21 protein-coding genes and 1 pseudogene are annotated in these 23838 nt (G+C 58.6%); 15 read left to right on the forward strand and 7 right to left on the reverse strand.

What is annotated here, in order from left to right:
* Positions 1–12: 12 nt before the first annotated feature.
* On the reverse strand, positions 13–900 hold the full coding sequence (locus QWI20_RS19455) for a 3-keto-5-aminohexanoate cleavage protein (RefSeq protein ID WP_369306819.1): 888 nt from the start codon (positions 898–900) through the stop codon (positions 13–15).
* Positions 901–1149: 249 nt separating this feature from the next.
* Between QWI20_RS19455 and QWI20_RS19460 the strand changes: the two genes are divergently transcribed.
* A complete protein-coding gene (locus tag QWI20_RS19460; protein WP_369306820.1) occupies positions 1150–2106 on the forward strand; it encodes a GlxA family transcriptional regulator in 957 nt (318 codons plus the stop codon).
* A 67-nt stretch (positions 2107–2173) separates the two neighbouring features.
* Positions 2174–3349 (forward strand): hypothetical protein, encoded by a 1176-nt coding sequence (locus QWI20_RS19465; RefSeq protein WP_369306821.1) that lies wholly within the window; start codon positions 2174–2176, stop codon positions 3347–3349.
* A 9-nt stretch (positions 3350–3358) separates the two neighbouring features.
* Here QWI20_RS19465 and QWI20_RS19470 read toward each other — a convergent pair whose 3' ends face one another.
* Positions 3359–3778 carry a DUF3010 family protein gene (locus QWI20_RS19470; protein ID WP_369306822.1) on the reverse strand — a complete coding sequence of 140 codons (420 nt, stop codon included), beginning with the start codon at positions 3776–3778 and terminating at the stop codon, positions 3359–3361.
* Positions 3779–3825: 47 nt separating this feature from the next.
* Complete coding sequence (locus tag QWI20_RS19475; protein ID WP_369306823.1) at positions 3826–4230, reverse strand: lysozyme inhibitor LprI family protein; 405 nt, start codon at positions 4228–4230, stop codon at positions 3826–3828.
* A gap of 335 nt (positions 4231–4565) precedes the next feature.
* Between QWI20_RS19475 and QWI20_RS19480 the strand changes: the two are divergent.
* From QWI20_RS19480 to QWI20_RS19520, 9 genes and pseudogenes are all read left to right on the forward strand, one after another.
* A pseudogene (locus QWI20_RS19480) lies at positions 4566–5053 on the forward strand (Hcp family type VI secretion system effector).
* 9 nt (positions 5054–5062) lie between these two features.
* Positions 5063–6022, forward strand: a complete 960-nt coding sequence (locus tag QWI20_RS19485) for a hypothetical protein (protein WP_074886729.1) — start codon at positions 5063–5065, stop codon at positions 6020–6022.
* A complete protein-coding gene (locus QWI20_RS19490) occupies positions 6019–6396 on the forward strand; it encodes a hypothetical protein (RefSeq protein ID WP_369306824.1) in 378 nt (125 codons plus the stop codon). Before QWI20_RS19485 ends, QWI20_RS19490 begins: the two co-directional genes overlap by 4 nt.
* Positions 6397–7199: 803 nt before the next feature.
* Entirely contained in the window at positions 7200–8177 is a 978-nt protein-coding gene (locus tag QWI20_RS19495; protein ID WP_074886739.1) for a dipeptidase, read from the forward strand.
* An 89-nt stretch (positions 8178–8266) separates the two neighbouring features.
* The gene (locus QWI20_RS19500; protein ID WP_065991251.1) at positions 8267–8797 is read left to right on the forward strand and encodes a 4-vinyl reductase; all 531 of its coding nucleotides are present in this window, start codon (positions 8267–8269) and stop codon (positions 8795–8797) included.
* 15 nt (positions 8798–8812) lie between these two features.
* Entirely contained in the window at positions 8813–10873 is a 2061-nt protein-coding gene (gene dgcA / locus QWI20_RS19505) for a dimethylglycine demethylation protein DgcA (RefSeq protein WP_369306825.1), read from the forward strand.
* 161 nt (positions 10874–11034) lie between these two features.
* The gene (gene dgcB / locus QWI20_RS19510; RefSeq protein WP_369306826.1) at positions 11035–12996 is read left to right on the forward strand and encodes a dimethylglycine demethylation protein DgcB; all 1962 of its coding nucleotides are present in this window, start codon (positions 11035–11037) and stop codon (positions 12994–12996) included.
* The gene (locus QWI20_RS19515) at positions 12996–14216 is read left to right on the forward strand and encodes an electron transfer flavoprotein subunit alpha/FixB family protein (protein ID WP_369306827.1); all 1221 of its coding nucleotides are present in this window, start codon (positions 12996–12998) and stop codon (positions 14214–14216) included. Before dgcB ends, QWI20_RS19515 begins: the two co-directional genes overlap by 1 nt.
* Positions 14206–15009: an electron transfer flavoprotein subunit beta gene (locus QWI20_RS19520; RefSeq protein WP_369306828.1), complete on the forward strand. Its 804-nt coding sequence runs from the start codon at positions 14206–14208 to the stop codon at positions 15007–15009. The genes QWI20_RS19515 and QWI20_RS19520 overlap by 11 nt, the downstream gene beginning before the upstream one ends.
* A gap of 27 nt (positions 15010–15036) precedes the next feature.
* Here the strand turns inward: QWI20_RS19520 and QWI20_RS19525 are convergent, their stop codons facing one another.
* Both QWI20_RS19525 and gbcA read right to left on the reverse strand, forming a co-directional pair.
* The gene (locus tag QWI20_RS19525) at positions 15037–15588 is read right to left on the reverse strand and encodes a hypothetical protein (protein ID WP_369306829.1); all 552 of its coding nucleotides are present in this window, start codon (positions 15586–15588) and stop codon (positions 15037–15039) included.
* Positions 15589–16487: 899 nt separating this feature from the next.
* Positions 16488–17786, reverse strand: a complete 1299-nt coding sequence (gene gbcA, locus QWI20_RS19530; protein WP_369306830.1) for a glycine-betaine demethylase subunit GbcA — start codon at positions 17784–17786, stop codon at positions 16488–16490.
* 330 nt (positions 17787–18116) lie between these two features.
* Here gbcA and gbcB point away from each other — a divergent pair, with 330 nt between their 5' ends.
* Positions 18117–19217: a glycine-betaine demethylase subunit GbcB gene (gbcB, locus tag QWI20_RS19535; RefSeq protein WP_369306831.1), complete on the forward strand. Its 1101-nt coding sequence runs from the start codon at positions 18117–18119 to the stop codon at positions 19215–19217.
* A 75-nt stretch (positions 19218–19292) separates the two neighbouring features.
* On the opposite strand, the gene QWI20_RS19540 is transcribed toward gbcB, so the two are convergent.
* Positions 19293–20918, reverse strand: a complete 1626-nt coding sequence (locus QWI20_RS19540; protein ID WP_369306832.1) for a methyl-accepting chemotaxis protein — start codon at positions 20916–20918, stop codon at positions 19293–19295.
* Positions 20919–21233: 315 nt separating this feature from the next.
* Between QWI20_RS19540 and QWI20_RS19545 the strand changes: the two genes are divergently transcribed.
* Together QWI20_RS19545 and QWI20_RS19550 are read left to right on the forward strand one after the other, a co-directional pair.
* Complete coding sequence (locus QWI20_RS19545; protein WP_065991261.1) at positions 21234–21467, forward strand: hypothetical protein; 234 nt, start codon at positions 21234–21236, stop codon at positions 21465–21467.
* Positions 21464–21766 carry a cell division protein ZapA gene (locus QWI20_RS19550; protein WP_369306833.1) on the forward strand — a complete coding sequence of 101 codons (303 nt, stop codon included), beginning with the start codon at positions 21464–21466 and terminating at the stop codon, positions 21764–21766. Before QWI20_RS19545 ends, QWI20_RS19550 begins: the two co-directional genes overlap by 4 nt.
* A 66-nt stretch (positions 21767–21832) precedes the next feature.
* Here the strand turns inward: QWI20_RS19550 and QWI20_RS19555 are convergent, their stop codons facing one another.
* A complete protein-coding gene (locus QWI20_RS19555; RefSeq protein ID WP_369306834.1) occupies positions 21833–22873 on the reverse strand; it encodes a low specificity L-threonine aldolase in 1041 nt (346 codons plus the stop codon).
* Between the two features lie 99 nt (positions 22874–22972).
* Here QWI20_RS19555 and QWI20_RS19560 point away from each other — a divergent pair, with 99 nt between their 5' ends.
* Positions 22973–23716: a TraX family protein gene (locus QWI20_RS19560; RefSeq protein ID WP_369306835.1), complete on the forward strand. Its 744-nt coding sequence runs from the start codon at positions 22973–22975 to the stop codon at positions 23714–23716.
* Positions 23717–23838: the final 122 nt, after the last annotated feature.

Consider the following 23838-nt stretch of genomic DNA (forward strand, 5'->3'; position numbering starts at 1 on the left):
TTTGTGGAGGGATCAAAACCGCTTCTTAAGCCCCATCTTCACGCGGCCCTCTGCCGGGGTCATAACCCGGGCGCCCAGGCGGCTGAGAATCTCGCTGGCGCGCTCGACCAGTGCGCCGTTGCTGGCGAGTACACCTTTGTCGAGCCAGATGTTGTCCTCCAGACCAACCCGCACGTTGCCACCGAGCAACACGGCCTGCGCGGCCATCGGCATTTGCATGCGGCCGATACCAAAGGCGGCCCAGACTGCATCGGCAGGCAAGTTGTCGACCATGGCTTTCATCGTGGTGGTGTCCGCCGGCGCCCCCCACGGAATGCCCAGGCACAGCTGAAACAGCGGGTTGTCGAGCAAGCCTTCTTTCATCATCTGCTTGGCAAACCACAGGTGGCCGGTGTCAAAAATCTCCAGTTCGGCCTTAACACCCAGCTCCTGAATGCGCTTGGCACCGGCCCGCAGTTGCGCGGGCGTGGACACGTAAATGGTGTCGCCATCGCCGAAGTTGAGGGTGCCGCAATCCAGCGTGCAGATTTCCGGCAGCAGCGCTTCGACATGCGCCAGCCGGGTCAGCGGACCGACCAGATCGGTGCCGGGGCCGAAATCGGTCGGACGTTCGCCCGAGCCGATTTCCAGATCGCCGCCCATGCCCGCGGTCAGGTTGACGATGATGTCGATGTCGGCTTCACGAATGCGGTCCATGGTTTCGCGGTAAAGCTCGACGTCACGGCTGAACTTGCCGGTCTCGGGGTCGCGCACATGGCAGTGCACGACCGTCGCCCCGGCCTTGGCGGCCTCGACTGCGGCAGCGGCAATCTGCTTGGGCGTGATCGGGACCAGGTGGCTTTTCCCGGTCGTGTCGCCAGCACCGGTCAGTGCGCAGGTGATGATGACGTCGTGATTCATGGGTGAGGTTCCTTGCAGGCCAGACAGTAACGCGGACATTTGCATTCCGCTTTTGAGGTGCAAAGCTACGCAGCGGCGAACCCCTCAAAACGCACAGCGGCGACACGGTCTTGCACAGCAGCGACCTGTGCTGTTGCTGCCCATCGGCAAGAGGTGTATTTGATGATCGGGCCCAGGAAGCTCGCTTGCTTCTGATCACGTCTCGCCCAAATCGCCTCTGTCGCTCAAATCCCAAGGAACGCGCCAACGATGTCCCAGGATTTCTACTTTCTGCTCATGCCCGGCTTTTCGATGATGGGCTTCGTGTCGGCGCTTGAGCCGTTGCGCGTCGCCAATCGCTTTGGTGGCGAGCTGTTTCGCTGGCACATCCTGAGCGTCGACGGCGGTCCTGTGATTGCCAGCAACGGCATGTCGGTAAATGCCGATGCCGCGCTTGAGCCGCTGAAAAAAGGCGCGACGTTATGGGTGATGGGCAGCGTCGATCCACTGAAGTTTTACACAGGCACGCTGGAACACTGGCTGCGCCGACTGGACCTGGAAGGCGTGGTTCTTGGGGCGATCGACACAGGCAGCTTCATCCTCGCCCAAGCCGGTCTGTTGGAGGGTTATCGCCTGACCCTGCATTGGGAAGCGCTCGACGCCTTCAAGGAAACCTATCCCCGGCTGCTAGCAACGCAGGAATTGTTCGAGATCGACCGACGCCGCATCACCTCGGCCGGCGGCACCGCCTCCATCGACATGATGCTCGACCTGATCGGGCAGGCTCACGGGCCAGAATTGGCGATCCAAGTGTCCGAGCAGTTCGTCCTCGGGCGCATACGCCAGCGCAAAGACCACCAGCGCATGCAGATTGCCACGCGCTATGGCATCAACAACAAGAAAATGGTGCAGGTCATCGGCGTCATGGAGCAGCACACCGAGCCGCCGCTGAGCACGCTGGAACTGGCAGAAGGCATTCAGGTGACGCGGCGTCAGCTGGAGCGGTTGTTCCGCTTGCACCTGAATGACACGCCGAGCAATTTTTATCTCGGCCTGCGGCTGGAAAAAGCCAGACAGCTGCTGCGCCAGAGCGATATGAGCGTGCTGGAAGTCAGCATTGCCTGCGGGTTTGAATCGCCGTCGTATTTCACCCGCAGTTACAGGGCGAGATTTGTGGTGTGCCCTAGGGAAGATCGCGGTCGCACGCGCGAGACGAAGGCTGTTTGACTCCTGATTATTGTCAATTATACTCGCGACTATAAATTATAGTCCGAGCAATAATTGGGTATAAATCATGACCAAACGCACTGGTTTTGTGTTCAAGCGCACTGGCCTCGCGTCTACCGTCGCCGAAGGTTTGACCGGCGAAGGACTGCACGACTACTCATCAGGACTGTTCCTCGCGGCGCCGCGTCGCACGGGCAAGAGCACCTTCCTGCGCGAGGATCTGGTTCCGCAGTGTCTGAGCGAAGGCTGGCTGCCAGTGTATGTCGACCTCTGGGCTGATCGTAAACAGGACCCCGCAGACCTGATCAGTGCGGCCATCGCCGTTGCTCTGGTGCCGTACGAAAAAGGCATTCGCAAGCTCGCCAAATCAGCCGGCATCGATAAGCTCAATTTCCTGCGCACGTTGTCGTGGGACTTCACCACGCCGCAATTGCCAGTGGGCTCGACGTTAACGCAGGCCTTGCAGCTGTTGCACAGTGCGTCGCAGAAGATGATCGTGCTGATCATCGATGAAGCTCAGCACGCCTTGACCAGTGAAGCCGGGGTCAACGCGATGTTTGCGTTGAAGGCCGCACGGGACGAGCTCAATCAAGGTCATGAGCAAGGCAACGGCGCCTTGCGGCTAGTGTTGACAGGCTCGAACCGAGACAAGCTGGCCCATCTGGTATTGAACAAAAATCAACCATTTTATGGCTCAAGCATTACGCCGTTTCCGCTGTTAGGCAAAGACTTCACCAAAGCCTACACGGCCCACCTCAACAGCCATCTGGCCCTCACCAACCAGTTTTCCGCAGCGGATATCGATTCAGCGTTCGAGCTCGTGGGGCGCCGTCCCGAAATGCTGCGTGCAATCATCGGCGATGTGGCGCTTGAGCTGGGAGACGCCGAGAATCTTGGCCAATTGCTGCATGACAGCGCCCGGTTGCTGCGGGCGGGCGTGTGGGAGGAGTTTGAAAGCGCCTACAACGCCCTGACGTTGCCGCAGCGCGCGGTGCTGGAAGTGATGGCTGATCGCGCCCGCGACAACCAGCCGTTCGCACCCTTCGCCGATGCCACGTTACTTGCAGTGGGAAAGGCACTGGAGGCGCTGGGCAGCGAAGTGGTGCCGGGTACTCAGACCATTCAGGCGGCCATCGACGCGTTACGTGACAAAGAGTTGGTGTGGAAGTCCAGTCGCGGCGCGTACGCCCTGGAGGACAAGGCGCTGGGCGAGTGGCTGCTGCAGCGAAGAGAACCCCAGTAAACGTATTGCTTACTGGGTCTTCATCAACGCCGAACACGCCGCTTTGTAAGCCTCGTGCTGATATTTGTTCAGCGCCGTCGGCAGTTCAAAGCTGTGCTTCTTCATCTGAGCATTAATGGTCTGGGGCGACAGCAGGACGACGTCGCAGTCTTCCAGCAGCTGAAAGATGGTCTCGATCTTGAACGTCGTCGGGCCGCCGGCGAACTCGCCTTTCTTGCTGCGCTTTTTGATTGCGATATGACCAATGCCATTGTCACGCACGAATGCCTCGATCTGGCGGGCAAACGCTTTGACGTTGACGGCCTCATCGTCGTCTTCGAGTGCGATCTTCTTGGTAGGCAGTGCAACGTGTTCGAGTGCGCCGGACGCGCGAGTGGCGACAGCGAAGATGGCCTCGCTGCCTTTGATTTCTACGCCGCAGATGTTCATGTGCATACCTTGAGCTCGGGAAGGGCGTCAGGGTAGCGCATTCGGGATCACTCAGACTGCGCGACGGTGTCCAGATACTCCGATCGTTCGTCGCTGGCGCGGGTCAGGCAGTCGTTCTGGTCGATGTTGAATTCCTTGGTGCCGGGCTTGGCCGGGAACACTTCAACGGCGCAATCCGCGTCACGCAGTTTTTTCCAGGCTTCCTGGGCCGCCTTGAGTTTGGTGGCGAATTCCTCGGCCTGAGCCTTGTTCGCCCCGAACTGCGTCTGCACGCGCTCAAGCACGTTCTGCACATTCTCGGTCAGCAACTTCTCCGCCGTGTCGCGGCTGTACACCGAGCACTCGAGCGTCTGCTGATCTTCTTCAACGCCGTCACAAGGGCTGGCGGCCGGATTGGCTGCTGCGTGTGCGCCTGTCGCGAATAGAGCCAGAGCCAGAAACATGGTTTTCATTGGGGCTTTCCGAGTCAGAGATGGAATGGATTCTCGCCCAAGCGCGAGCCAAAGAACAGGTGTCAAATGCGGGCATCGACCGTACGCCGTGAGCCAGCGTCGCTTGTTGACGGTTTCGACCATTTTGCAGTCGTTTTTGCTCGCGACGCTTGGACTTCTGATGCGTCAGATAGGGAGTTTTCTCGAATATTCGCGAAGTAAAAGAACCGTCCTACGGAAAAGTCTGAAATTTTCCATCAGGGTTTTTGTAGCGAGTTTCTTTGGGTAGGATCCAATCCGCGCCGTTAACCGGCACTCGCAAATGACACCGGTCAAGCAACTCTGGGAGAGAACTCATGGCGCTCGACGCATTTATCCAATTCGACGGCATTCCAGGTGAGAGCCTCGACGACCAGCACAAGAACTGGATTGAAATCCTCGGCTATAACTTCGGCACCCATCAAAGCGCATCGGCAACTGCCAGTTCGGCGGGCGGTGCTTCGTCAGGCCGGACCACTGTTACCACCTTCAACTTCTCCAATTCCTCGACGCTGCCAGTGCGAAGCTGCTGCAGGCAAGCTGTGCAGGTCAGCACTTTTCAAAGGTGACCATCGCGGTACATCGTGCCGGTGGCGACAAGCTCAAATATTATGAGATCGTCCTCGAGGAAGTGATCATCGCTGACTATGCCCAAAGCGCGAGTGATGGCGTGCCCCGCGAAGTGGTGCAGCTCGATTACGGACGTATCAAAACCAACTACGTTCAGCAGCGTCGTAGCGATGGTGGTGGGGGCGGCAACGTGACGGGTGGCTGGGACCGTATCAAAAACACGATTTACGCGTGAGGGTCTTCTATGTCGCGGCCTTACAGCTTCATCAATGATCAGATGCAGACCTATTTTTCTATCAAGGCAAAACTGCCCTTGGGGCGCCGCGCGGCCGATAAATTCGATGTGCTTAATGCCCACATCCGCAATTCCACCGTAGCGGCGGGAGAAATCGTCATCGTCCCCGATGATTCAACCTCCGCGTGCACGTCTGAAGAAGCCGAACTCATGAGGCTTGCTACGATGACCCATCAGGGCCTCATCGATAACGACGCAGGAGGCGACGACTTCATCGTGGCCAACCACGAACTCATCACGCGGCTACTTGGCAATACCTCAATCGGTATCGGAATGGCTGCTGACGCTTGGGAAAAGCATCTGGAGCAGATCAAGACCACGCTCGACAGCATCGATGCCCTGCATAAGCAACACATGGCCTCGGGAACCCTGATCGAACGAAATCTGTTCTATACCAAACGCCGTCAGCTTTTCGACAAACTCGAAAAGCTGCTGAAAGGCTTTCTTAGTCTGGGAGCAGGACTGCGGAACACAGGCTCAATCCGGCGAATGCTGGGGATCTCAACTAAAAGCTACCTGCACACTGGCGAGATCAGACACTACGCCGAAAAAACGAGCGGCGTTGCCAAAGCGGCGAAGCTAATAAAAAGAGGAGCTTATGTGGGGATAGTTCTCGATACAGCTTCGACGGCGGTTGATATCAAGACGGCTTGCTCGACGGGCCGGGAGGATGAGTGTACGAAGGCGAAGTATGTTGAGGGGAGTAAGCTGGTTGGTAATTTGGGGGGCGCTGCGGCCGGCGCGGGAGTGGCTACTGTGATTTGCGTTACCGGGTTGGGGCTTACAACAGGTCCGGGTGCACTCGCCTGCGGTGTCATCACTGCTGGGATATTGGGTTGGTTGGGGGGCGAGATAGGAGGTAAGGGAGGCGAGATGACGGGCGAGTTACTCTATGAGGTCTCTCAATGAAAGATATCGTACCTGGCCTAGTTGCAACTTCGATAATGATCCCTGGAATCCTGAACTTATTGGTGCTGCTATTCATCACCTGGTGGGTAAGGGACGAGGTGGACAGCCGTCTTTCTCGATGTTCCATAATTATAGATATCAAGACCACTTTTGGTGGCTTGGGATTTATCGGAGATGTCTATAGGGTAGGCACTGTGGCGTGTATCTTAATTTTCCCTAAGCTGTTCCTCAAGCGAGGAGTCATTGATGTCCGGCAGGTAGTGGACTTTCCAAAAAAATGGAAACTATTGATCGTGGTGCCGTTTTTTCTAAATATCATTTTTTTTACGGCCATGTTGGTGTTTCGTGCCTGGCTCTACTTTTATGATTTCTAACGACTTCATATGCTTTGAAGAATATCTCCATTGGCACCGAAATAGCAGCCGACGCTGGTGAGAGCTATTTTCAAAGGGTGGCATCATTAATGTAAGCATATAAGTATTTTGGTTGTATTTGCAGGGTGCGTGAAGCTATTAGTAGCTGACAGCTTTTTTGCGATTGGCCCGGAGGTCATTATGATAATTAGAAGCGGACACTATCGTCATGGTGGCGCCATTCATTCTGCGGATCATGACTTTATCGTTTTGACGATGTGTATCCTTTTCGTAGTCACTCTGTTGTATACGGTGTTGATAACGTTGTATCTGCGAAACAAGATCAATAAATCACTGGATAACTGTTTAGCGGTCACGGACTCTAGTTTGTTCCAGATCGGGACCGGGTTTCTAGGAGATATCAGAAAATTAGCCATCGTAAGCGCGATGTTCCTTCGGCCCCAAATGTTCCTGAAACTGGGCGCCATCGACTTGGAGCAGGTCGATACATTCCCAAAAAATTCAAATACATGATGTTGGCTCAGGTGGCTCTAGTCACATTGACGACGTTAGTCACCCTCGTTTTTTTTGTTTGGGCGTATCTTCCCGACTTCTGAATTCCGCCCCAGAGCGCCCCCCTGCCTGAATGGCTGCATCATCGTGAGGACCTGCTGCGTCGTCATGCCTATGCCTTTGTCGTTTCTTGACGCTTTCGGCAATTCCCCTGTCGTTTTTGCACCCGGCTCCTCCGACCCTCAGGCATATGCTGACCCCAAAGCGCCGGCAGACCTTCCGGCCATTAAAGAACCCCAGGGGACCGCCTGATGAGCCCAGCCGAATTACACGCCGACAGCATCGTCATTGACGGGTTGATCATTGCCAAATGGAACCGTGAGCTGTTCGAGGACATGCGCAAGGGCGGCCTGACCATGGCCAACTGCACAGTTTCGGTGTGGGAAGGTTTTCAACAGACCGTCAACAGCATCGCGTCCAGCCAGAAACTGATTCGTGAAAACAGCGACCTGGTCATCCAGGTGCGCAACACGGCCGACATCCGCAAGGCCAAGGAGCTTGGCAAGACCGGCATCCTGTTCGGCTTCCAGAATGCCCATGCTTACGAGGACCAGATCGGCTACGTCGAGATCTTCAAACAGCTGGGCGTGGGCATCGTGCAGATGTGCTACAACACCCAGAATCTGGTGGGCACCGGCTGCTACGAGCGCGACGGCGGCCTGTCAGGTTTCGGTCGTGAAATCGTCGCGGAAATGAACCGCGTCGGCGTCATGTGCGACCTCTCCCATGTCGGTTCAAAGACCTCCGAGGAAGTCATCCTCGAATCGAAGAAGCCGGTCACCTATTCCCACTGCCTGCCTTCGGGCCTCAAAGAACACCCGCGCAACAAATCCGATGCCGAGCTGAAGTTCATCGCCGATCACGGCGGCTTTGTCGGCGTGACCATGTTCGCGCCGTTTCTGGCCAAGGGCATTGATTCGACCATCGACGATTACGCCGAAGCCATCGAATACGTGATGAACATCGTCGGCGAAGACGCCATTGGCATCGGCACTGACTTCACCCAGGGTCACGGCCAGGAATTTTTCGAATACCTGACCCACGACAAAGGCTACGCCCGCCGCCTGACCAACTTCGGCAAGATCATCAACCCGCTGGGCATCCGCACCGTCGGCGAATTCCCGAACCTCACCGAAACCCTGCTCAAACGCGGCCACTCCGAGCGCGTGGTGCGCAAGATCATGGGCGAAAACTGGGTTCGCATCCTGGGCGATGTCTGGGGCGAATAAGCCTGCGGCCCCACGCGCCGAGCACTGAATTTTTCCCTCTCCCCCTCGTGGAGAGGGCATCCACTCGAATTTTCCGGAGTTAAGTTTCCATGGCCAAGATCGCCCCGCAATTGCCAATCGAAGTCGACAGCGAGACCGGTGTCTGGACCTCCGACGCCCTGCCGATGCTGTACGTGCCGCGCCATTTCTTCGTCAACAACCACATGGGCATCGAAGAAGTGCTGGGCGCCGAGGCGTACGCCGAGATCCTCTACAAGGCCGGCTACAAGTCCGCCTGGCACTGGTGCGAGAAAGAAGCCGAATGCCATGGCATCGAAGGCGTTGCGGTGTTCGAGCACTACATGAATCGTCTGTCCCAGCGCGGTTGGGGCTTGTTCAAGATTCAGGACATCGATCTGGAAAAAGGCACCGCCAGCGTCAAGCTCGAGCACTCGGCCTTCGTATACGTCTACGGCAAAGTGGGGCGCAAGGTCGATTACATGTTCACCGGCTGGTTCGCGGGCGCCATGGACCAAGTGCTGGAAGCCAGCGGCAGCAAAATCCGCACCGTGGCCGAGCAGGTTTACGGCGGGTCGGAAGAAGGCCACGACGACGGCCTGTTTGTCGTCAAGCCGTTGTAAGTCGAGGTTTCCGTCATGGCTTTCGAAGCGATGTTTCAACCGATTCAGATCGGTAAATTGACCATACGCAACCGCGTATTGAGTACCGCGCACGCCGAGGTCTACGCCACCGACGGCGGCATGACTACCGACCGTTACGTGAAGTACTACGAGGAGAAAGCCAAGGGCGGCATCGGTCTGGCCATCTGCGGCGGCTCGTCCAGCGTGGCCATCGACAGCCCGCAAGGCTGGTGGAAATCGGTCAACCTGGCGACTGACAAGATCATTCCGCACTTCCAGAACCTCGCTGACGCCATGCACAAGCACGGCGCCAAGATCATGATCCAGATTACCCACATGGGCCGTCGCTCCCGCTGGGACGGCGATCATTGGCCAACGCTGCTGTCGCCTTCGGGCATCCGCGAGCCGGTACACCGCGCGACCTGCAAGACCATCGAGCCTGAAGAAATCTGGCGCGTGATCGGCAACTACGCCAGCGCAGCGGCACGGGCCAAGGCCGGTGGTCTGGACGGTGTCGAACTGTCGGCTGTTCACCAGCACATGATCGACCAGTTCTGGAGCCCGCGGGTCAACAAGCGCACTGATGAATGGGGCGGCAGCTTCGAAAACCGCATGCGATTCGGCCTGGAAGTGATCAAGGCGGTGCGCAAGGAAGTCGGTCCAGACTTCTGCGTCGGCCTGCGTATCTGCGGCGACGAGTTTCACCCGGATGGCTTGAGCCACGAGGACATGAAAGAGATCGCCAAGTATTACGACCAGACCGGCATGATCGACTTCATCGGGGTCGTGGGTTCGGGGTGCGATACGCACAACACCCTCGCCAACGTCATCCCGAACATGAGTTATCCACCGGAGCCGTTTTTGCACCTGGCGGCCGGCATCAAGGAAGTGGTCAAGGCGCCTGTGCTGCACGCGCAGAACATCAAGGACCCGAATCAGGCGACCCGCATTCTCGAAGGCGGCTACGTCGACATGGTCGGCATGACCCGCGCGCACATCGCCGACCCGCACCTGATCACCAAGATCAAAATGGGCCAGGTCGATCAGATTCGTCAGTGCGTCGGTGCCAACTACTGCATCGACCGTCAGTACCAGGGTTTGGATGTGCTGTGCATTCAGAACGCCGCGACGTCCCGCGAATACATGGGCGTGCCGCACATCATCGAAAAGACCACCGGCGTGAAGCGCAAGGTGGTGATCGTCGGTGCAGGGCCTGCGGGAATGGAAGCGGCGCGCGTCTCGGCCGAGCGGGGCCATGACGTGACCTTGTTCGAGAAGAAAGACGCCATCGGCGGGCAGATCACCACGGCCTCGAAAGCACCGCAGCGCGACCAGATTGCCGGCATCACGCGCTGGTTTCAGCTGGAGCTGGCGCGTTTGAAAGTCGATCTGCGTTTGGGCACGGCGGCAGACATCGCGACCATCATGGACCTGCGCCCTGACGTAGTTGTGCTGGCGGTGGGCGGTCATCCGTTCATTGAGCAGAACGAGCACTGGGGCGCCGCTGAAGGCTTGGTCGTCAGCAGTTGGGACATCCTCGACGGCAAAGTTGCGCCGGGCAAGAACGTGCTGGTCTACGACACCATTTGCGAGTTCACCGGGATGTCCACGGCCGATTTCCTCGCGGACAAAGGCTGCCAGGTCGAGATCGTTACCGACGACATCAAGCCCGGCGTAGCCATCGGTGGTACGTCGTTCCCGACCTACTACCGCAGCATGTACCCCAAAGAAGTGATCATGACCGGCGACATGATGCTGGAAAAGGTCTACCGCGAGGGCGACAAGCTCGTAGCGGTGCTGGAGAACGAATACACCGGCGCCAAAGAGGAGCGGGTAGTCGATCAAGTGGTGGTCGAGAACGGCGTGCGTCCTGACGAAGCGCTCTATTACGGGATGAAGGAAGGTTCGCGCAACAAAGGCCAGATCGACATCGACGCCCTGTTCGCGATTCAGCCGCAGCCGTCGTTGAGTCAGCCGGGTGACGGGTATCTGCTGTTCCGTATTGGCGATTGCGTGGCTCAACGCAATACCCATGCGGCGATCTATGACGCACTCAGGCTGTGCAAGGATTTCTAGCGGCCGGCACACAACCCTGTAGGAGTGAGCTTGCTCGCGAAAGCGGCGGGTCTGTCGACATCCATGCTGAATGTCAGTACAGGTTCGCGAGCAAGCTCACTCCTGCAGGAATCGAGTAAGGCATCCCGACCTGCAAGACCCTGAGTCTTTGGGAGCTCCACATGTTAAACACCCTTCTTCCCATCCTGCTTTTCGCTGCCCTGGGCCTCGCGGTCCTTGGCGCGTTGCGGCGGGTGAGCCTGTGGCGCAACGGGCGTGCCGCCAAGGTCGATCTGCTCGGCGGATTGCTGGCCATGCCCAAGCGCTACATGGTCGATTTGCACCACGTCGTTGCGCGGGACAAATACATCGCCAACACCCACGTGGCCACAGCGGGCGGCGCGGTCGCGTCGATCATCCTTGCGATTCTGGTGCACGGCTTCGGCTTGCATAACCGGGTCCTCGGCTACGCGCTGCTGCTGATGTCGGCGGTGATGTTCGTTGGTGCAATCTTCATGTACCTGCGTCGTCGTCAGCCGCCGAGCCGCCTGTCAAAAGGCCCGTGGATGCGCCTGCCGAAAAGCCTGCTGGCGTTCTCGGGCTCGTTCTTTATCGTCACGCTGCCCGTCGCGGGCGTGCTGCCGGCGAACTTCGGTGGCTGGTTGCTGGCGATCATTCTGGGGATTGGCGTGCTGTGGGGCGTCTGTGAATTGTTCCTCGGGATGACCTGGGGCGGCCCGATGAAACACGCCTTCGCCGGCGCGCTGCACCTGGCGTGGCACCGTCGCCCCGAGCGCTTCGGTGGTGGCCGCTCCACAGGGCTGAGACCCCTCGATCTGACAGACAGGACCGCGCCACTGGGTGTGGAGAAGCCCAAGGACTTCACCTGGAATCAGCTGCTCGGTTTTGACGCCTGCGTGCAGTGTGGCAAGTGCGAAGCTGCTTGCCCGGCCTTCGCCGCAGGTCAGCCGCTGAACCCGAAGAAACTGATACAGGACATGGTCGTCGGGCTGGCGGGCGGCACTGATGCAAACTTTGCGGGAAGCCCCTATCCGTCCCTTGACGGCCAAGGCAAGCCTATCGGCGAGCATGGCGGCAACCCCCATCAACCCATCGTCAACGGGCTGGTCGACGCCGACACCCTGTGGTCGTGCACGACCTGCCGTGCCTGCGTGGAAGAGTGCCCGATGATGATCGAGCACGTGGACGCGATCGTCGACATGCGCCGTCATCTGACCCTCGAAAAAGGCGCAACGCCCAACAAGGGCGCCGAGGTCCTGGAAAACCTCATAGCGACGGACAACCCGGGCGGCTTCGCTCCGGGGGGGCGCATGAACTGGGCGGCAGACCTCAACCTTGACGTCATGAGCCACAAGAAGACCGTGGACGTCTTGTTCTGGGTCGGCGATGGCGCGTTCGACATGCGCAATCAGCGCACCTTGCGCGCCTTCGTCAAGGTGCTGAAAGCCGCAAACGTCGACTTTGCCGTGCTGGGTCTCGAAGAGCGCGACAGCGGCGACGTGGCCCGTCGCCTGGGCGATGAAGCTACCTTTCAGATGCTCGCCAGACGCAATATTCAGACGCTGGCCCAGTATGACTTCAAGCGCATCGTCACCTGCGACCCGCACAGCTTTCATGTGCTGAAAAACGAATACGGTGCGTTCGACGGTCACTACGTCGTACAGCATCACAGCACCTATCTTGCCGAGCTGATCGGCAACGGCGCATTGAATCTGGGTACGCACAGAGGCGCCAGCGTCACCTATCACGATCCGTGCTACCTCGGCCGTTACAACGGCGAGTACCAGGCGCCCCGCGATGTGCTGCGTGCGCTGGGCATCGAGGTCAAGGAAATGGTGCGGTCCGGTTTCCGCTCACGCTGCTGCGGCGGCGGTGGCGGCGCGCCGATCACCGACATTCCGGGCAAGCAGCGGATCCCTGACATGCGCATGGATGACATCCGCGAGACCGGCGCTGAGCTGGTGGCCGTGGGTTGTCCACAGTGCACTGCGATGCTCGAAGGCGTGGTCGAGCCGCGACCGATGATCAAGGACATCGCCGAACTCGTTGCTGATGCACTGCTTGAGGAAACCGCACCTGTAAAACCGGCAGCGGCCCGACGTGAACCTGCGGAGGCGCATTGATGAGCGACATTATCCGCCGCGACCCGCGCGTTGAATGGATTGCACGAAATCGCCTGCATCCCTTGCACGCTGCCATGCAACCGGCTCAAACCAGCTGGATGGGCCCCAACGGGGTGCTGCGTAAAAATGTGCATGGCATCGGTTTTATCGGTCCCAACGGCGTTAAGCGCATCGATCGAAGCGGGGCGCAACAAGGCGGCGCGGTCAAACGCTCGGCATCGGTGGACGTGCAATTGCCACTGCATCGGATTGCCACGCCAGCCTTCTACATCGCTGTCGTTCCCGACATGGTTGGTGGCCGTTTGAGCAGCCACGACCGCGATCTGCTGGGCTTGGCCCATGGGCTGGCTGGCAACGAGGGCGCTGTCCTGGCGGTGATTTTTGGCGAGCACAAAGAGACGGCGTTCGACACCGCTGGCGTCGATCGTCTGTTGATATTGGAAGGCAATGCGTTCAGTGGTTATTCGCCCGAGCAACGGGTGCAGGGTTTACGGGCTGTGGATAACCAGTTCGACCCCCATCACTGGTTGCTGCCCGACAGCCGAAACGGCGGGGGAGAGTTGGGACGCCGTTTTGCGGCAAGTCTGGGAGAGCGGCCGTCGACACGCGTCTGGCAAGTGGCTGGCGAACAGTGCCTAGGCCGCGCAGGCGCTGGTGCGCAAGACCTGTCGCGCCCCGTGTCACGTTTGATCCTCGCCCAGGCGGAATGTGCCGAACCGGTCAGTGAGACCCGGCACGAAGCATTGCCCGTGGAGTTATCCACAGCTGTCGCGCGCAGCTCGCCGCGCATTGAAGACCTTGGCGCTGTGGCAGTCGATCCGGCACTTATCCCCATGTCCGAAGCGGAATTCATATTTTCGGGTGGTAACGGGGTCAAGGATTGGTCGCTGTTTCACCGCACTGCTGTCGCGCTGGGCGCAACTGAAGGCGCTTCCCGTGTGGCCGTCGACGATGGCTTCATGACCCGGGATCGCCAGGTTGGCGCGTCGGGCACTTGGGTCACTGCCCGGGTGTACGTGGCGGTAGGGATTTCCGGTGCGATCCAGCATTTGCAGGGCATTGGCGCCTGCGACAAGGTCGTGGCGATCAACCTCGATCCGACCTGCGACATGATTAAGCGGGCCGATCTGTCGGTGATCGGAGAGAGCTCCGCCATTCTCGAAGCGTTGATTGAGGCGGTCGACGGTTACCGGAATGGGGCGAAGCGCGATGCAGCCTGAAATGGAGGTCTCTGTGGATAAAGGTGCTCTGCACGTGATCAGCCTCGTCTCTGTCGGTGCGCACCCGACGTCGGGACGGCCGCGTCGCGCCGAGCAGGATGCCCGTGCCGTTGAACTGGGTTTGCAACTGGCTGGGGATAACTTGCACGTACTACATGCGGGTGACGCCGAAGAACCTGCATTACGTGGCTATCTGGGCATGGGCGTGGACGAACTCCACGTGCTGACTCAGCCGCCGGGTGCGGACGCGTTGCCTGGGCTGACGGATTACATTCGCGAGTCGGGCGTGCAGCTGGTACTGACCGGCAGTCAGGCCGAGACGGGTGAAGGTTCCGGTATGCTCCCGTATTTGCTGGCTGAAACGCTCGGCTGGCCGCTGGTGGTGGGCCTGGCCGAGGTCGAGTCCATGAGCAACGGCAGTGCCCAAGTGCTGCAGGCGCTTCCCCGAGGTCAGCGCCGCCGACTCAAGGTCCGACTGCCGTTTCTGGCGACTGTGGATAACGCCGCACCGAAACCTCGCCAAAGCGCTTACGGCCCGGCGCAGCGCGGTTTGCTGGATGTGGAAGAGATCGAGGTGGTCATCGACGAAGTGTTTGCCGACGCAGAACTGACGCCCGCGAAACCTCGGCCAAAACGCTTGAAGGTCATCAAAGCCAAAAGCGGCGCTGATCGCATGAAGGCCGCCACGGCGAAGGCGAGCGGAGGCGGCGGGCAGGTGATCAAGGGGGTGAGCGCTCAGGAAGGTGCTGCGGCGATTTTGAAGTTGCTGGTGGAGGAGGGGGTGGTTCGTTGAGTGCGTTTCAGCATTGAGGAAGGCGTCCTAAGTGGCGCCTTTTTCATTTGGAGGTGATTCCTCGGGCAACCGGCTTTCAACGGCTTGCTCCGCTAAGGGGACATCAATAATCGCCACATCGAAAACGTGTTCAATGACCTGCCGAGGTCCTTGTTTGAGGCTCCAGGTAAAGAACACCAAGCACCCAACCAGCAGGACGAAACAGCCTGAGCCAACGACGCTTTGAGACACGCCTGACCAGAATCCGGGTCTGAATGATCGGATCTCGTTATTCGCCTTGGCTGAGTACAGCTCCTCAAGCTCTTTTGCTTCATTCGCGAATGATGTTTCCAGAAAACTCACTGCCAACTGGGCCGCCTGGTTTCTGTAAACATCCAGCTGCGAAGCGTTGTTGCTGATGTCATGGAAAGCCGTTAGATCGGAGTCTTTCGGATCCTCTCCGTGCTTCGCGATGAAAGCCTGGATGTACTCGATTTTCTGCCGCTTGTAGCTCGAATAAGCAAGCTTGCCCAGAATGTCGCTCTCATCCGCAACGAGTGCCATATAGAGGTAGTTGTAGCCTCCTCTCGCCATGGTCATCAGGTTCTCTGCATTTTTGCGTAGGCGGAGGCGAATGCGCTTTTAATCTCCTGAAGCGTTCTGGGTCTGTAGGTCACGATACCCAGCAGCTCCCGAGGAAGGCGGGTAGGTCGTCCGCGTTGTTGTATGAGCTGAGCGTTTGCCCGCAAAACAACCTGCTCAGAAAACCGGACTCTTGATGTCATTTTTGGCCACTCCAAATCAATGATCGGCAGGAGTCTACCGCTCAACAAAAGGTATGAATGTCAGACGCGTCTGATTCGGTTTGTAAGTTTCGGTATTACCCACAATCGCTGTTGATCCGCCTGTGGATAAACTGTTCGCGTATCGCTACAGCCCTTTGTTGATGTGGCTTTGAAACGGATGGTTGATTTTTGATCACTCTATCTCGCGGATTTTTAGAGGTTTTTTCCACAACGCAGGCCTCGCGGTCTATGTTCTTACCCACATTCTCTGTGTGCGGGCGTGTGGATAAGATGTTTGTGATCCGCTGTAGCACCCGTATTCCGGGGTCTGTGGAGTGGTGGTCAAATTTTAATCAATAACAGCGCTAGCGCGTCCGTTTGCGTCTCTGACCGTCATTACCACGCGCATTGCACGCTTTTCCACAGCGATGGGCAGACTTACGCACATAGGCTGTTGGTGCTTCTGTGGATAACATGTTCGCGGTCAGGGTTGGGCCCCTGAATCCGGCGCGTTGAGCGATATGCTCAAAAAATGAGCAGGTGTCGTTGAAAGTCGTAATGAAAACAGCACAGAGCGCGCAGATCCGTAGAGCCCCACGCTGATTTCATCACTCACCCAAAACGCATCACGGGCAAGCGCGCTCCTACAGCTCGAATGTCTGTAGAAACGCGGTTGCCCGCGAAGGTGCCAGCTTAAATCCGACAGGTAAAACCCTACTCGTGGTTAACCGCCACGCCCTTCAGGTACGAAGCAGGCTCGGCGCCCATGTTTTCCAGCAATTTGGCGCTGTACCAGTCGATGAAGTTCACCACGCCGAACTCGTAAGTCTTCGAATACGGCCCCGGCTGGTAAGCGATGGAGTTGATGCCGCGCTGGTTTTCTTCGGCCAGTCTACGGTCCTGGTCGTTGGTGGCGTCCCAGACTTCACGCAGGCGTGCGACGTCGTAATCCACACCTTCGACGGCATCTTTGTGCACCAGCCATTTGGTGGTGACCATGGTTTCCTGCGCGCTGATCGGCCACACGGTGAACACAATCACGTGGTCGCCCATGCAGTGGTTCCATGAGTGGGGCAGGTGCAGGATGCGCATCGAGCCCAGGTCCGGGTTCTGGATGCGCCCCATCAGCTTTTTGCTGCCTTGCTTGCCATCCATCGTCATCGAGACGGTGCCTTTGAGCAGCGGCATGCGCACGATGCGGTTGCGCAGGCCAAAGCTGGCGTGGGCAAACGGAATTTTTTCGGCTTCCCAAGCGGCGGCAGATGCAGCGACGTGGTCCTTGAAGGCCTGATCGGCGCGTGGGTCAGTGACGTCGTCCCACTCCAGCAAGGTGTTCAGCAGTTCGGGGTGCGACGCATTGCAGTGGTAGCACTCGCGGTTGTTTTCCAGCACCAGCTTCCAGTTGGCTTTTTCAATCAAGGTGGTTTGCACCGCCACCTTGGTGTTTTCCATGTCGTACGGTTCCATGTAGTGGTTCAGCGTCTGCAGGAACGCGTCGATGGCAGGCGGATTGCTCGCCATGCTGATGAAGATGTACCCGCCCGCGACCTTGCAGTGCACCGGCTTGAGGCCGAACTGCTTCATGTCGAAGTCCGCACCCATCTCGGTCCCCGCGTACAGCAGACGCCCGTCGAGTTCGTACGTCCACTGGTGGTAAGGGCAAACCAGCTTGGCGACCTTGCCTTTTTCCTTGGTGCACAGGCGTGAGCCACGGTGACGGCAGACGTTGTGGAACGCATTGATCGATCCGTCCGGCGCGCGCACGACCAGGATCGGGTTCTTGCCAATTTGAAGGGTGAGGAAGTTGCCCTTGGCCGGCACTTCGCAGGTCATGCCCGCGATCAGCCACTCTTTCTGAAAGATTTCCTGCATGTCGATTTCAAACAGCCGCTCATCGCTGTAGAAAGGCTGCGGCAGCGAGTAAGTGCGCTCGCGGGTATGCAGCATCTCGGCAGTCGCCTTGCGCGCAGGTTCCAGCGGATCGCCCAAGCTCAGAGTTGCGGTGACGTCCATCTTTCAAGTCCTCAGGCCGCGCTTTGCGCAGTCTACGAATGTGGCTGATACGGTGGGTGTGTAGCGAAGCACGCGAGGCGGCAGTGATTTCTGACGCTCAGGCCGATGGATAAAGAATCTGTAAGTGAATTGATGGCGAGTGTGGAGCCGGGCGCGACCTGAACCTTATCCATGGGCGACATGGCCGAATCCGTTTCCGACGGCCCGACCCCTATAGATCGGGGCTGGTCGCCATAAGTATGTGAATGTCGCTGATAGGTAAATAGGCGGCTCGCGCGTTACGCAGAATCGCCACCATAAGAGGCCGACCGTCGGCCGTGGAGAGTGAGTATGTCCCAGAGTTTCCTCAGCCCGGTCAACACCCAGACGTGGGCCAACGGCCGCCATCTGGTGCGGGTCGTCAAAGTGATCCAGGAAACCTGGGACGTGCGCACGTTCTGCTTCATGGCCGATCAGCCGATTCTGTTCTTCTTCAAGCCCGGTCAGTTCGTCACGCTGGAGCTGGAAATCGACGGCGCGCCGATCATGCGCTCGTACACCATCTCCAGTTCGCCCTCGGTGCCGTACAGCTTCTCCATTACCATCAAGCGTGTGCCCGGCGGCAAGGTTTCAAACTGGCTGCATGACACGTTGCACGAAGGTCAGGAGCTGGCCGTGCACGGCCCGGTCGGGCTGTTCAACGCCATCGACTTCCCGAACCCGAAAATCCTCTACCTCAGCGGCGGGGTCGGCATCACGCCGGTCATGTCCATGGCGCGCTGGTACTACGACACCAACGCCAACGTCGACATGGTCTTCGTGCACAGTTCGCGCTCGCCGAAAGACATCATCTACCACCGTGAGCTGGAGCAGATGGCATCGCGAATCAACAACTTCGCCCTGCACATCGTCTGTGAAAAACACGGGTTGGGCGAGCCCTGGGCGGGTTATCGCGGTTATCTGAACCAGAAGATGCTCGAACTGATGGCGCCGGATTTCATGGGGCGCGAGGTGTTCTGCTGCGGACCGACGCCGTACATGAGTGCGGTGAAGCGGTTGCTTGAAGCCAACGGTTTCAACATGGCGCAGTACCACGAAGAATCCTTTGGCGCGACGCCGCCGGAAGCCCGCGCCGACGCAGTGGAGCACGCCGAACAGGCCGCCGATGCGCCGGATCTGGATGTCGCTGAATTACATCAGGTGGAATTCACCGACACCGGCAAGAGCATCCGCGTCGCGCCAGGCGAAACCGTCCATGCGGCGGCTGCCAAGCTTGGCCTGATGATTCCCAAGGCCTGTGGCATGGGCATCTGCGGGACGTGCAAGGTGATGAAACTGAGCGGGGAGGTCGAGATGGAGCACAACGGCGGCATCACCGATGACGACGTAGACGAAGGCTACATCCTGGCGTGCTGCAGCGTGCCGAAGGGGGATGTGCGGATTGAGTATTGAGGTCTGACGCGGGCGTCGAACTCTCCCCGCGTCTTAATGAGCCGACCCGGTTTCGAGTCGGCTCTGTAACGTCTTTTAAACTTTGAAGCGCGCAACCATCCCGTTCAGATCCACAGCCAGACGCGACAGCTCGTTGCTGGCAGCGCTGGTCTGATTGGCCCCGGTCGCCGACTGAGTCGACAGGTCGCGGATGTTGACCAGGTTGCGGTCCACTTCCCGAGCGACTTGGGCCTGCTCTTCCGCCGCGCTGGCGATGACCAGGTTGCGTTCGTTGATTTCCACAACGGCGCTGTTAATGGTGTCCAGCGCAAGGCCGGCGCCCTTAGCGATGTTCAGGGTGGATTCGGCGCGTTCGGTGCTGCTGCGCATGGAATTCACGGCCTGTTCGGTGCCGCCCTGGATGCTGCCGATCATGCGCTCGATTTCGCTGGTCGACTGCTGGGTGCGGTGGGCGAGAGCGCGAACTTCGTCGGCGACCACCGCAAACCCGCGACCGGCTTCACCTGCGCGGGCCGCTTCGATCGCGGCGTTGAGCGCCAGCAGGTTGGTCTGATCCGCCAGACCGCGAATCACGTCCAGCACCTTGCCGATGTCACGGGACTCGTCCGCCAGATTGCCGATCAACGTGGACGTGCTCTGCACGTCAGTGCTCATGCGTTCGATGGCGCTGACGGTTTCCTGCACCAGGTCACGGCCATCGCTGGCGGACGTGGTGGCGTTTTTCGACGCTTCCGAAGTGCTCACCGCGTTGCGTGCGACTTCTTCCACGGCACTGGTCATCTGGTTGACCGCAGTGGCGGCCTGTTCGATTTCGTTGTTCTGCTGGGACAGGCCGCGCGCGCTTTCGTCGGTGACAGCGTTCAGCTCTTCCGCTGCCGAAGCGAGCTGGGTCGCTGAACCGGAAATGCGCTGCAGGGTGTCGCGCAGCCTGGACTGCATCTTCAACATTGCGGCCAGCAAGCGGCCCGCTTCGTCAGTACCGTCCACCATGATGGTGCGCGTCAGGTCGCCTTCGGCAATGTCTTCAGCGGCGTTCAATGCCGATGCGATAGGGCGGGTGATGCTGTTGGTCAGCAGCCAGGCGAACAGCAAGGTCAGCACGGTGGCAATGATCAGCAGCGTGACGACCATCGTGAAAGCCGTCGAGTACTGTTGAGTGGCCGTCGCACTGGCTTCATTGACCTGTTGGGTGTTCATTTCAATCAGCTTGGCCAGCACCACGTTCATCTGGTCCGAGTTGGTCTGCAGATCGGCGCTAAGCAGACGGGTCAGCTCGGTCATGTCGTTGGCCTGACTCAGCGACTTCATGCGGCTTTCCAGTTGGCGATAGTCGTTGAGCAACTGCACGTACTGGTCGTAGGCCGACTGCTCCGCCGGCTCGGAAATCAGCTTGACGTAGATGGCCCGGGCATCGTCGATCTGCTTGTTGCGCATGGCAAACAATTCAGTGGTTTTCTGCAGTGTGTCGGGGTCGCGGTTGAGCATCAGGCGATAGGACAGAACACGCAGGCGAATGCTGCCTTCGGTCAATTTATCCAGCGCCTTGATGCTCGGCATACTGTTGGTGGCCATGGCAACGTTGGCGGTGTTGATCTTGTTCATTTGTGACAGGGCGAAGATGCCCAAAATCAGCATCAGCAGGCCAATGACGGAAAAGCCGAGAAAGGCGCGGGGCGCGATATTCAAATTACGTAGGGACATTACGGTTCCAGGGAGGCCGCGATCCATGCGAGGCGAAAGATAGAAGTGTCAGAGATGCATGGGTTATCGGTCGGCCCTGTGGGGACTTGATGCCACTGGTCTGCGCTGTGCGGTTATGTCGCAGCCGGATGATCTGACGAACAGCAGGAACAAGATCGCAAAAATGGAGTCAATCAGGGCCGATATGCGTTTGCGGAATAGAGTGGTAGAGATGCTTGTTGGTCGGTGTAGCGGCTTGGATGCCCTGATTTCACTGGTAGCTAAAGTGACTTTTCTTTATCGTACGCGCCCTTTGAAATTTGCCTGAGAATCAAAATGTTGGAAGCATCCCTAAGCCAGTTGGAAAAGCTCGTCAGTGACCTGGTACAGCACAATCAGGAGCTGCAGAACACGAACGCGCAACTCGCCGAAGAGTTGAAACAAGCCAGGGATGACAACGACAGTCTGCAGTTGAGTCTGATGGAACAGGAAGAAAAGCAGGGTGCGACGGCTGCGCGTATTCAAGCGCTGGTTGATCGCGCCACCAGCGTCAGCGCGGTCGACGCATGATCACGGATCAGGACGGCGCCAAGGTTATTTCGATCCTGGGCAACGACTACACTATCAAGGCACCTGCCGGGCAAGAGCAGACCTTGATGGACGCCGTGTCGATGCTGAAATCGGCACTGTTCGAAACCAAGCGCAGTTACCCGACGCTGATCGGCGACCGTTTGCTGGTGCTGGCGGCGCTGAATCTGTGCTCGAAGCAGATCGAACTCAAGCAGCAACACGCCGAAGCGCTGAACCGCTATGAAGATAAGGTCAGCGCGACGGTTGAAGTGATCGAGAAGGTGATTGCTCAGGGGTGAGGCACCGGTTCAGTCCATTTGCAGGCTGCGGATGGACTGCACCTACCAGTGACGAGCAAGTTGCTTTCAGCTCCCCATCACCAACCTAATGTCCGCTGCCAGTTCCCGGACGCGCGCTTCTTCGGTGTCCCACGAGCACATGAAGCGCGCGCCGCCGACGCCGATGAAGGTGTAGAAGCGCCAGCCTCGCGCAGTCAGCGCGGCAATGGCCGCTTCCGACAATTGCAGGAAAACGCCGTTGGCCTGCACCGGGAACATCAATTCGACGCCGGGAATATCTTTGACCAGATCCGCCAGCAACTGCGCGCAGCTGTTGGCGTGCAGTGCGTGTTTGAGCCAGGCGTCGTTTTCCAGCAAACCCACCCACGGCGCCGACAGGAAACGCATTTTTGAGGCGAGTTGGCCGGCCTGTTTGCAGCGATAGTCGAAGTCTTCGGCGAGCTTGTGGTTAAAGAACAGAATCGCCTCGCCCACTGCCATGCCGTTTTTGGTGCCACCGAAGCACAGCACATCGACCCCCGCTCTCCAGGTCAGCTCGGCAGGCGAGCAACCGAGGAACGCGCAGGCATTGGCAAAGCGGGCGCCGTCCATGTGCAGGTTCAGGCCCAGCTCCTTGCAGGTCTCGCTGATCGCCTTGAGTTCCTCCGGCAGATACACGCTGCCCACCTCGGTGGCCTGGGTCAGCGTGACGACGCGGAGTTTCGGGTAATGGATGTCGGCGCGTTTGAGCGCGACTTCCCGGATGGAATCAGGCGTCAGCTTGCCGTTCTCGCTGCGTGCGGTCAGCAGTTTGGAACCGTTGGAGAAAAATTCCGGTGCGCCGCATTCGTCCGTTTCGACGTGGGCGGTTTCCGAGCAGATGACGCTGTGGTAGCTCTGGCAGAGTGATGACAGCGCCAGGGAGTTGGCCGCCGTGCCGTTGAAGGCGAAGAACACCTCGCAGTCTGTTTCGAACAACTGACGGAATTGATCGGCCGCGCGCGCTGTCCACTGGTCGTCGCCATAGGCACGCTGGTGCCCGTGGTTGGCTTGCTCCATGGCCGCCCACGCTTCCGGGCATATTCCCGAATAGTTGTCGCTGGCAAACTGCTGGCTTTGGTCTGACATGGCCGGTTCCCTGTAATCGAAGGCTGCGACTGTAACCAAAGTTGATCGGTTTGGTCATGCATTCTTGCGTCAGAAAATTCAGCCAGACAGCGAAGCAATATGACCGAAACCAAATCAACAACTACACCCGTGCGGGATCGCGCGCTGGACCTGCTCAAGTGGCTGGCTATGCTGAGCATGGTGATGGATCACCTGCGCTACGTCGGCTGGCACGCCAATTGGCTGTACGTGCCGGGACGTCTGGCATTTCCGTGGTTTTGCCTGGCGATTGCGGTCAACGTCGTACGCACTGGCCGGCGTGATGTTGAGACTCCGGTTAAGTGGAAATATCTGACCTGGCTGGCGGTGTTTTCTGTGGTCGCGGAGCTGCCGTACAGGATCTACATGGCGGGTGAGGTCACTACGCTCAACGTGCTGCCGACGTTGGCGCTGGGTTTGCTGGTCGCGCAGGGTGGGTTGAGTCGGTCATGGTCGGGGAGGGTGCTGGGTATCGCTGCCTTGGCTATTGGTGTTGTGTTTGGGCCGCAGTTGATGTTCGGCATGTATGGGGTTCTGCTGCCTTTGGCGTTTGTGCTCGTGTTGCGGACTTCGCTGTGGCTGGCGGTTGTGCCGGGAATTGTCTGTTTATTGAGCAACGAGTGGCCGAAGATTATCGACGGCATGCTGTGGGGCGACCCGATTTCCATTGGCGCGCTGGCGGCCTGTCTGCTGGCGCCGCTGCTGGGATTAGCGATTCTGCGCGGGCGCCCGGCATTCAGTGTGTGGCCGATGCGGCGGTGGGCGTACCTGATTTATCCGGTGCATTTTTTGCTGCTGTTTGGACTGCGGCAGATCATCGAGTGACGGTGATGTGGCAGACAGGTACTCAGCGTGTGCGCCCTTGATTTGCGTCACGACCTCCTACGCCTTCCCGGCTAAAGCCGGTCCCACTAATGGTCGTTTGTAGCCGAATTCGCTGTAGACAA

The sequence above is a fragment of the Pseudomonas sp. W2-17 genome, from assembly GCF_041060445.1.
In the GTDB taxonomy this organism is placed as follows: domain Bacteria; phylum Pseudomonadota; class Gammaproteobacteria; order Pseudomonadales; family Pseudomonadaceae; genus Aquipseudomonas.

What these genes read in the sequence shown, in the direction of transcription:
- dgcB (WP_369306826.1), top strand. Translation starts at nt 11,035, where the DNA reads ATGTTAAACACCCTTCTTCCCATCCTGCTTTTCGCTGCCCTGGGCCTC.
- QWI20_RS19495 (WP_074886739.1), top strand. Translation starts at nt 7,200, where the DNA reads ATGAGCCCAGCCGAATTACACGCCGACAGCATCGTCATTGACGGGTTG.
- QWI20_RS19470 (WP_369306822.1), bottom strand. Translation starts at nt 3,778, where the DNA reads ATGAACATCTGCGGCGTAGAAATCAAAGGCAGCGAGGCCATCTTCGCT.
- QWI20_RS19465 (WP_369306821.1), top strand. Translation starts at nt 2,174, where the DNA reads ATGACCAAACGCACTGGTTTTGTGTTCAAGCGCACTGGCCTCGCGTCT.
- gbcA (WP_369306830.1), bottom strand. Translation starts at nt 17,786, where the DNA reads ATGGACGTCACCGCAACTCTGAGCTTGGGCGATCCGCTGGAACCTGCG.
- gbcB (WP_369306831.1), top strand. Translation starts at nt 18,117, where the DNA reads ATGTCCCAGAGTTTCCTCAGCCCGGTCAACACCCAGACGTGGGCCAAC.
- QWI20_RS19525 (WP_369306829.1), bottom strand. Translation starts at nt 15,588, where the DNA reads ATGACCATGGCGAGAGGAGGCTACAACTACCTCTATATGGCACTCGTT.
- QWI20_RS19560 (WP_369306835.1), top strand. Translation starts at nt 22,973, where the DNA reads ATGACCGAAACCAAATCAACAACTACACCCGTGCGGGATCGCGCGCTG.
- QWI20_RS19475 (WP_369306823.1), bottom strand. Translation starts at nt 4,230, where the DNA reads ATGAAAACCATGTTTCTGGCTCTGGCTCTATTCGCGACAGGCGCACAC.
- QWI20_RS19555 (WP_369306834.1), bottom strand. Translation starts at nt 22,873, where the DNA reads ATGTCAGACCAAAGCCAGCAGTTTGCCAGCGACAACTATTCGGGAATA.
- QWI20_RS19460 (WP_369306820.1), top strand. Translation starts at nt 1,150, where the DNA reads ATGTCCCAGGATTTCTACTTTCTGCTCATGCCCGGCTTTTCGATGATG.
- dgcA (WP_369306825.1), top strand. Translation starts at nt 8,813, where the DNA reads ATGGCTTTCGAAGCGATGTTTCAACCGATTCAGATCGGTAAATTGACC.
- QWI20_RS19550 (WP_369306833.1), top strand. Translation starts at nt 21,464, where the DNA reads ATGATCACGGATCAGGACGGCGCCAAGGTTATTTCGATCCTGGGCAAC.
- QWI20_RS19500 (WP_065991251.1), top strand. Translation starts at nt 8,267, where the DNA reads ATGGCCAAGATCGCCCCGCAATTGCCAATCGAAGTCGACAGCGAGACC.
- QWI20_RS19455 (WP_369306819.1), bottom strand. Translation starts at nt 900, where the DNA reads ATGAATCACGACGTCATCATCACCTGCGCACTGACCGGTGCTGGCGAC.
- QWI20_RS19515 (WP_369306827.1), top strand. Translation starts at nt 12,996, where the DNA reads ATGAGCGACATTATCCGCCGCGACCCGCGCGTTGAATGGATTGCACGA.
- QWI20_RS19540 (WP_369306832.1), bottom strand. Translation starts at nt 20,918, where the DNA reads ATGTCCCTACGTAATTTGAATATCGCGCCCCGCGCCTTTCTCGGCTTT.
- QWI20_RS19545 (WP_065991261.1), top strand. Translation starts at nt 21,234, where the DNA reads ATGTTGGAAGCATCCCTAAGCCAGTTGGAAAAGCTCGTCAGTGACCTG.
- QWI20_RS19485 (WP_074886729.1), top strand. Translation starts at nt 5,063, where the DNA reads ATGTCGCGGCCTTACAGCTTCATCAATGATCAGATGCAGACCTATTTT.
- QWI20_RS19490 (WP_369306824.1), top strand. Translation starts at nt 6,019, where the DNA reads ATGAAAGATATCGTACCTGGCCTAGTTGCAACTTCGATAATGATCCCT.
- QWI20_RS19520 (WP_369306828.1), top strand. Translation starts at nt 14,206, where the DNA reads ATGCAGCCTGAAATGGAGGTCTCTGTGGATAAAGGTGCTCTGCACGTG.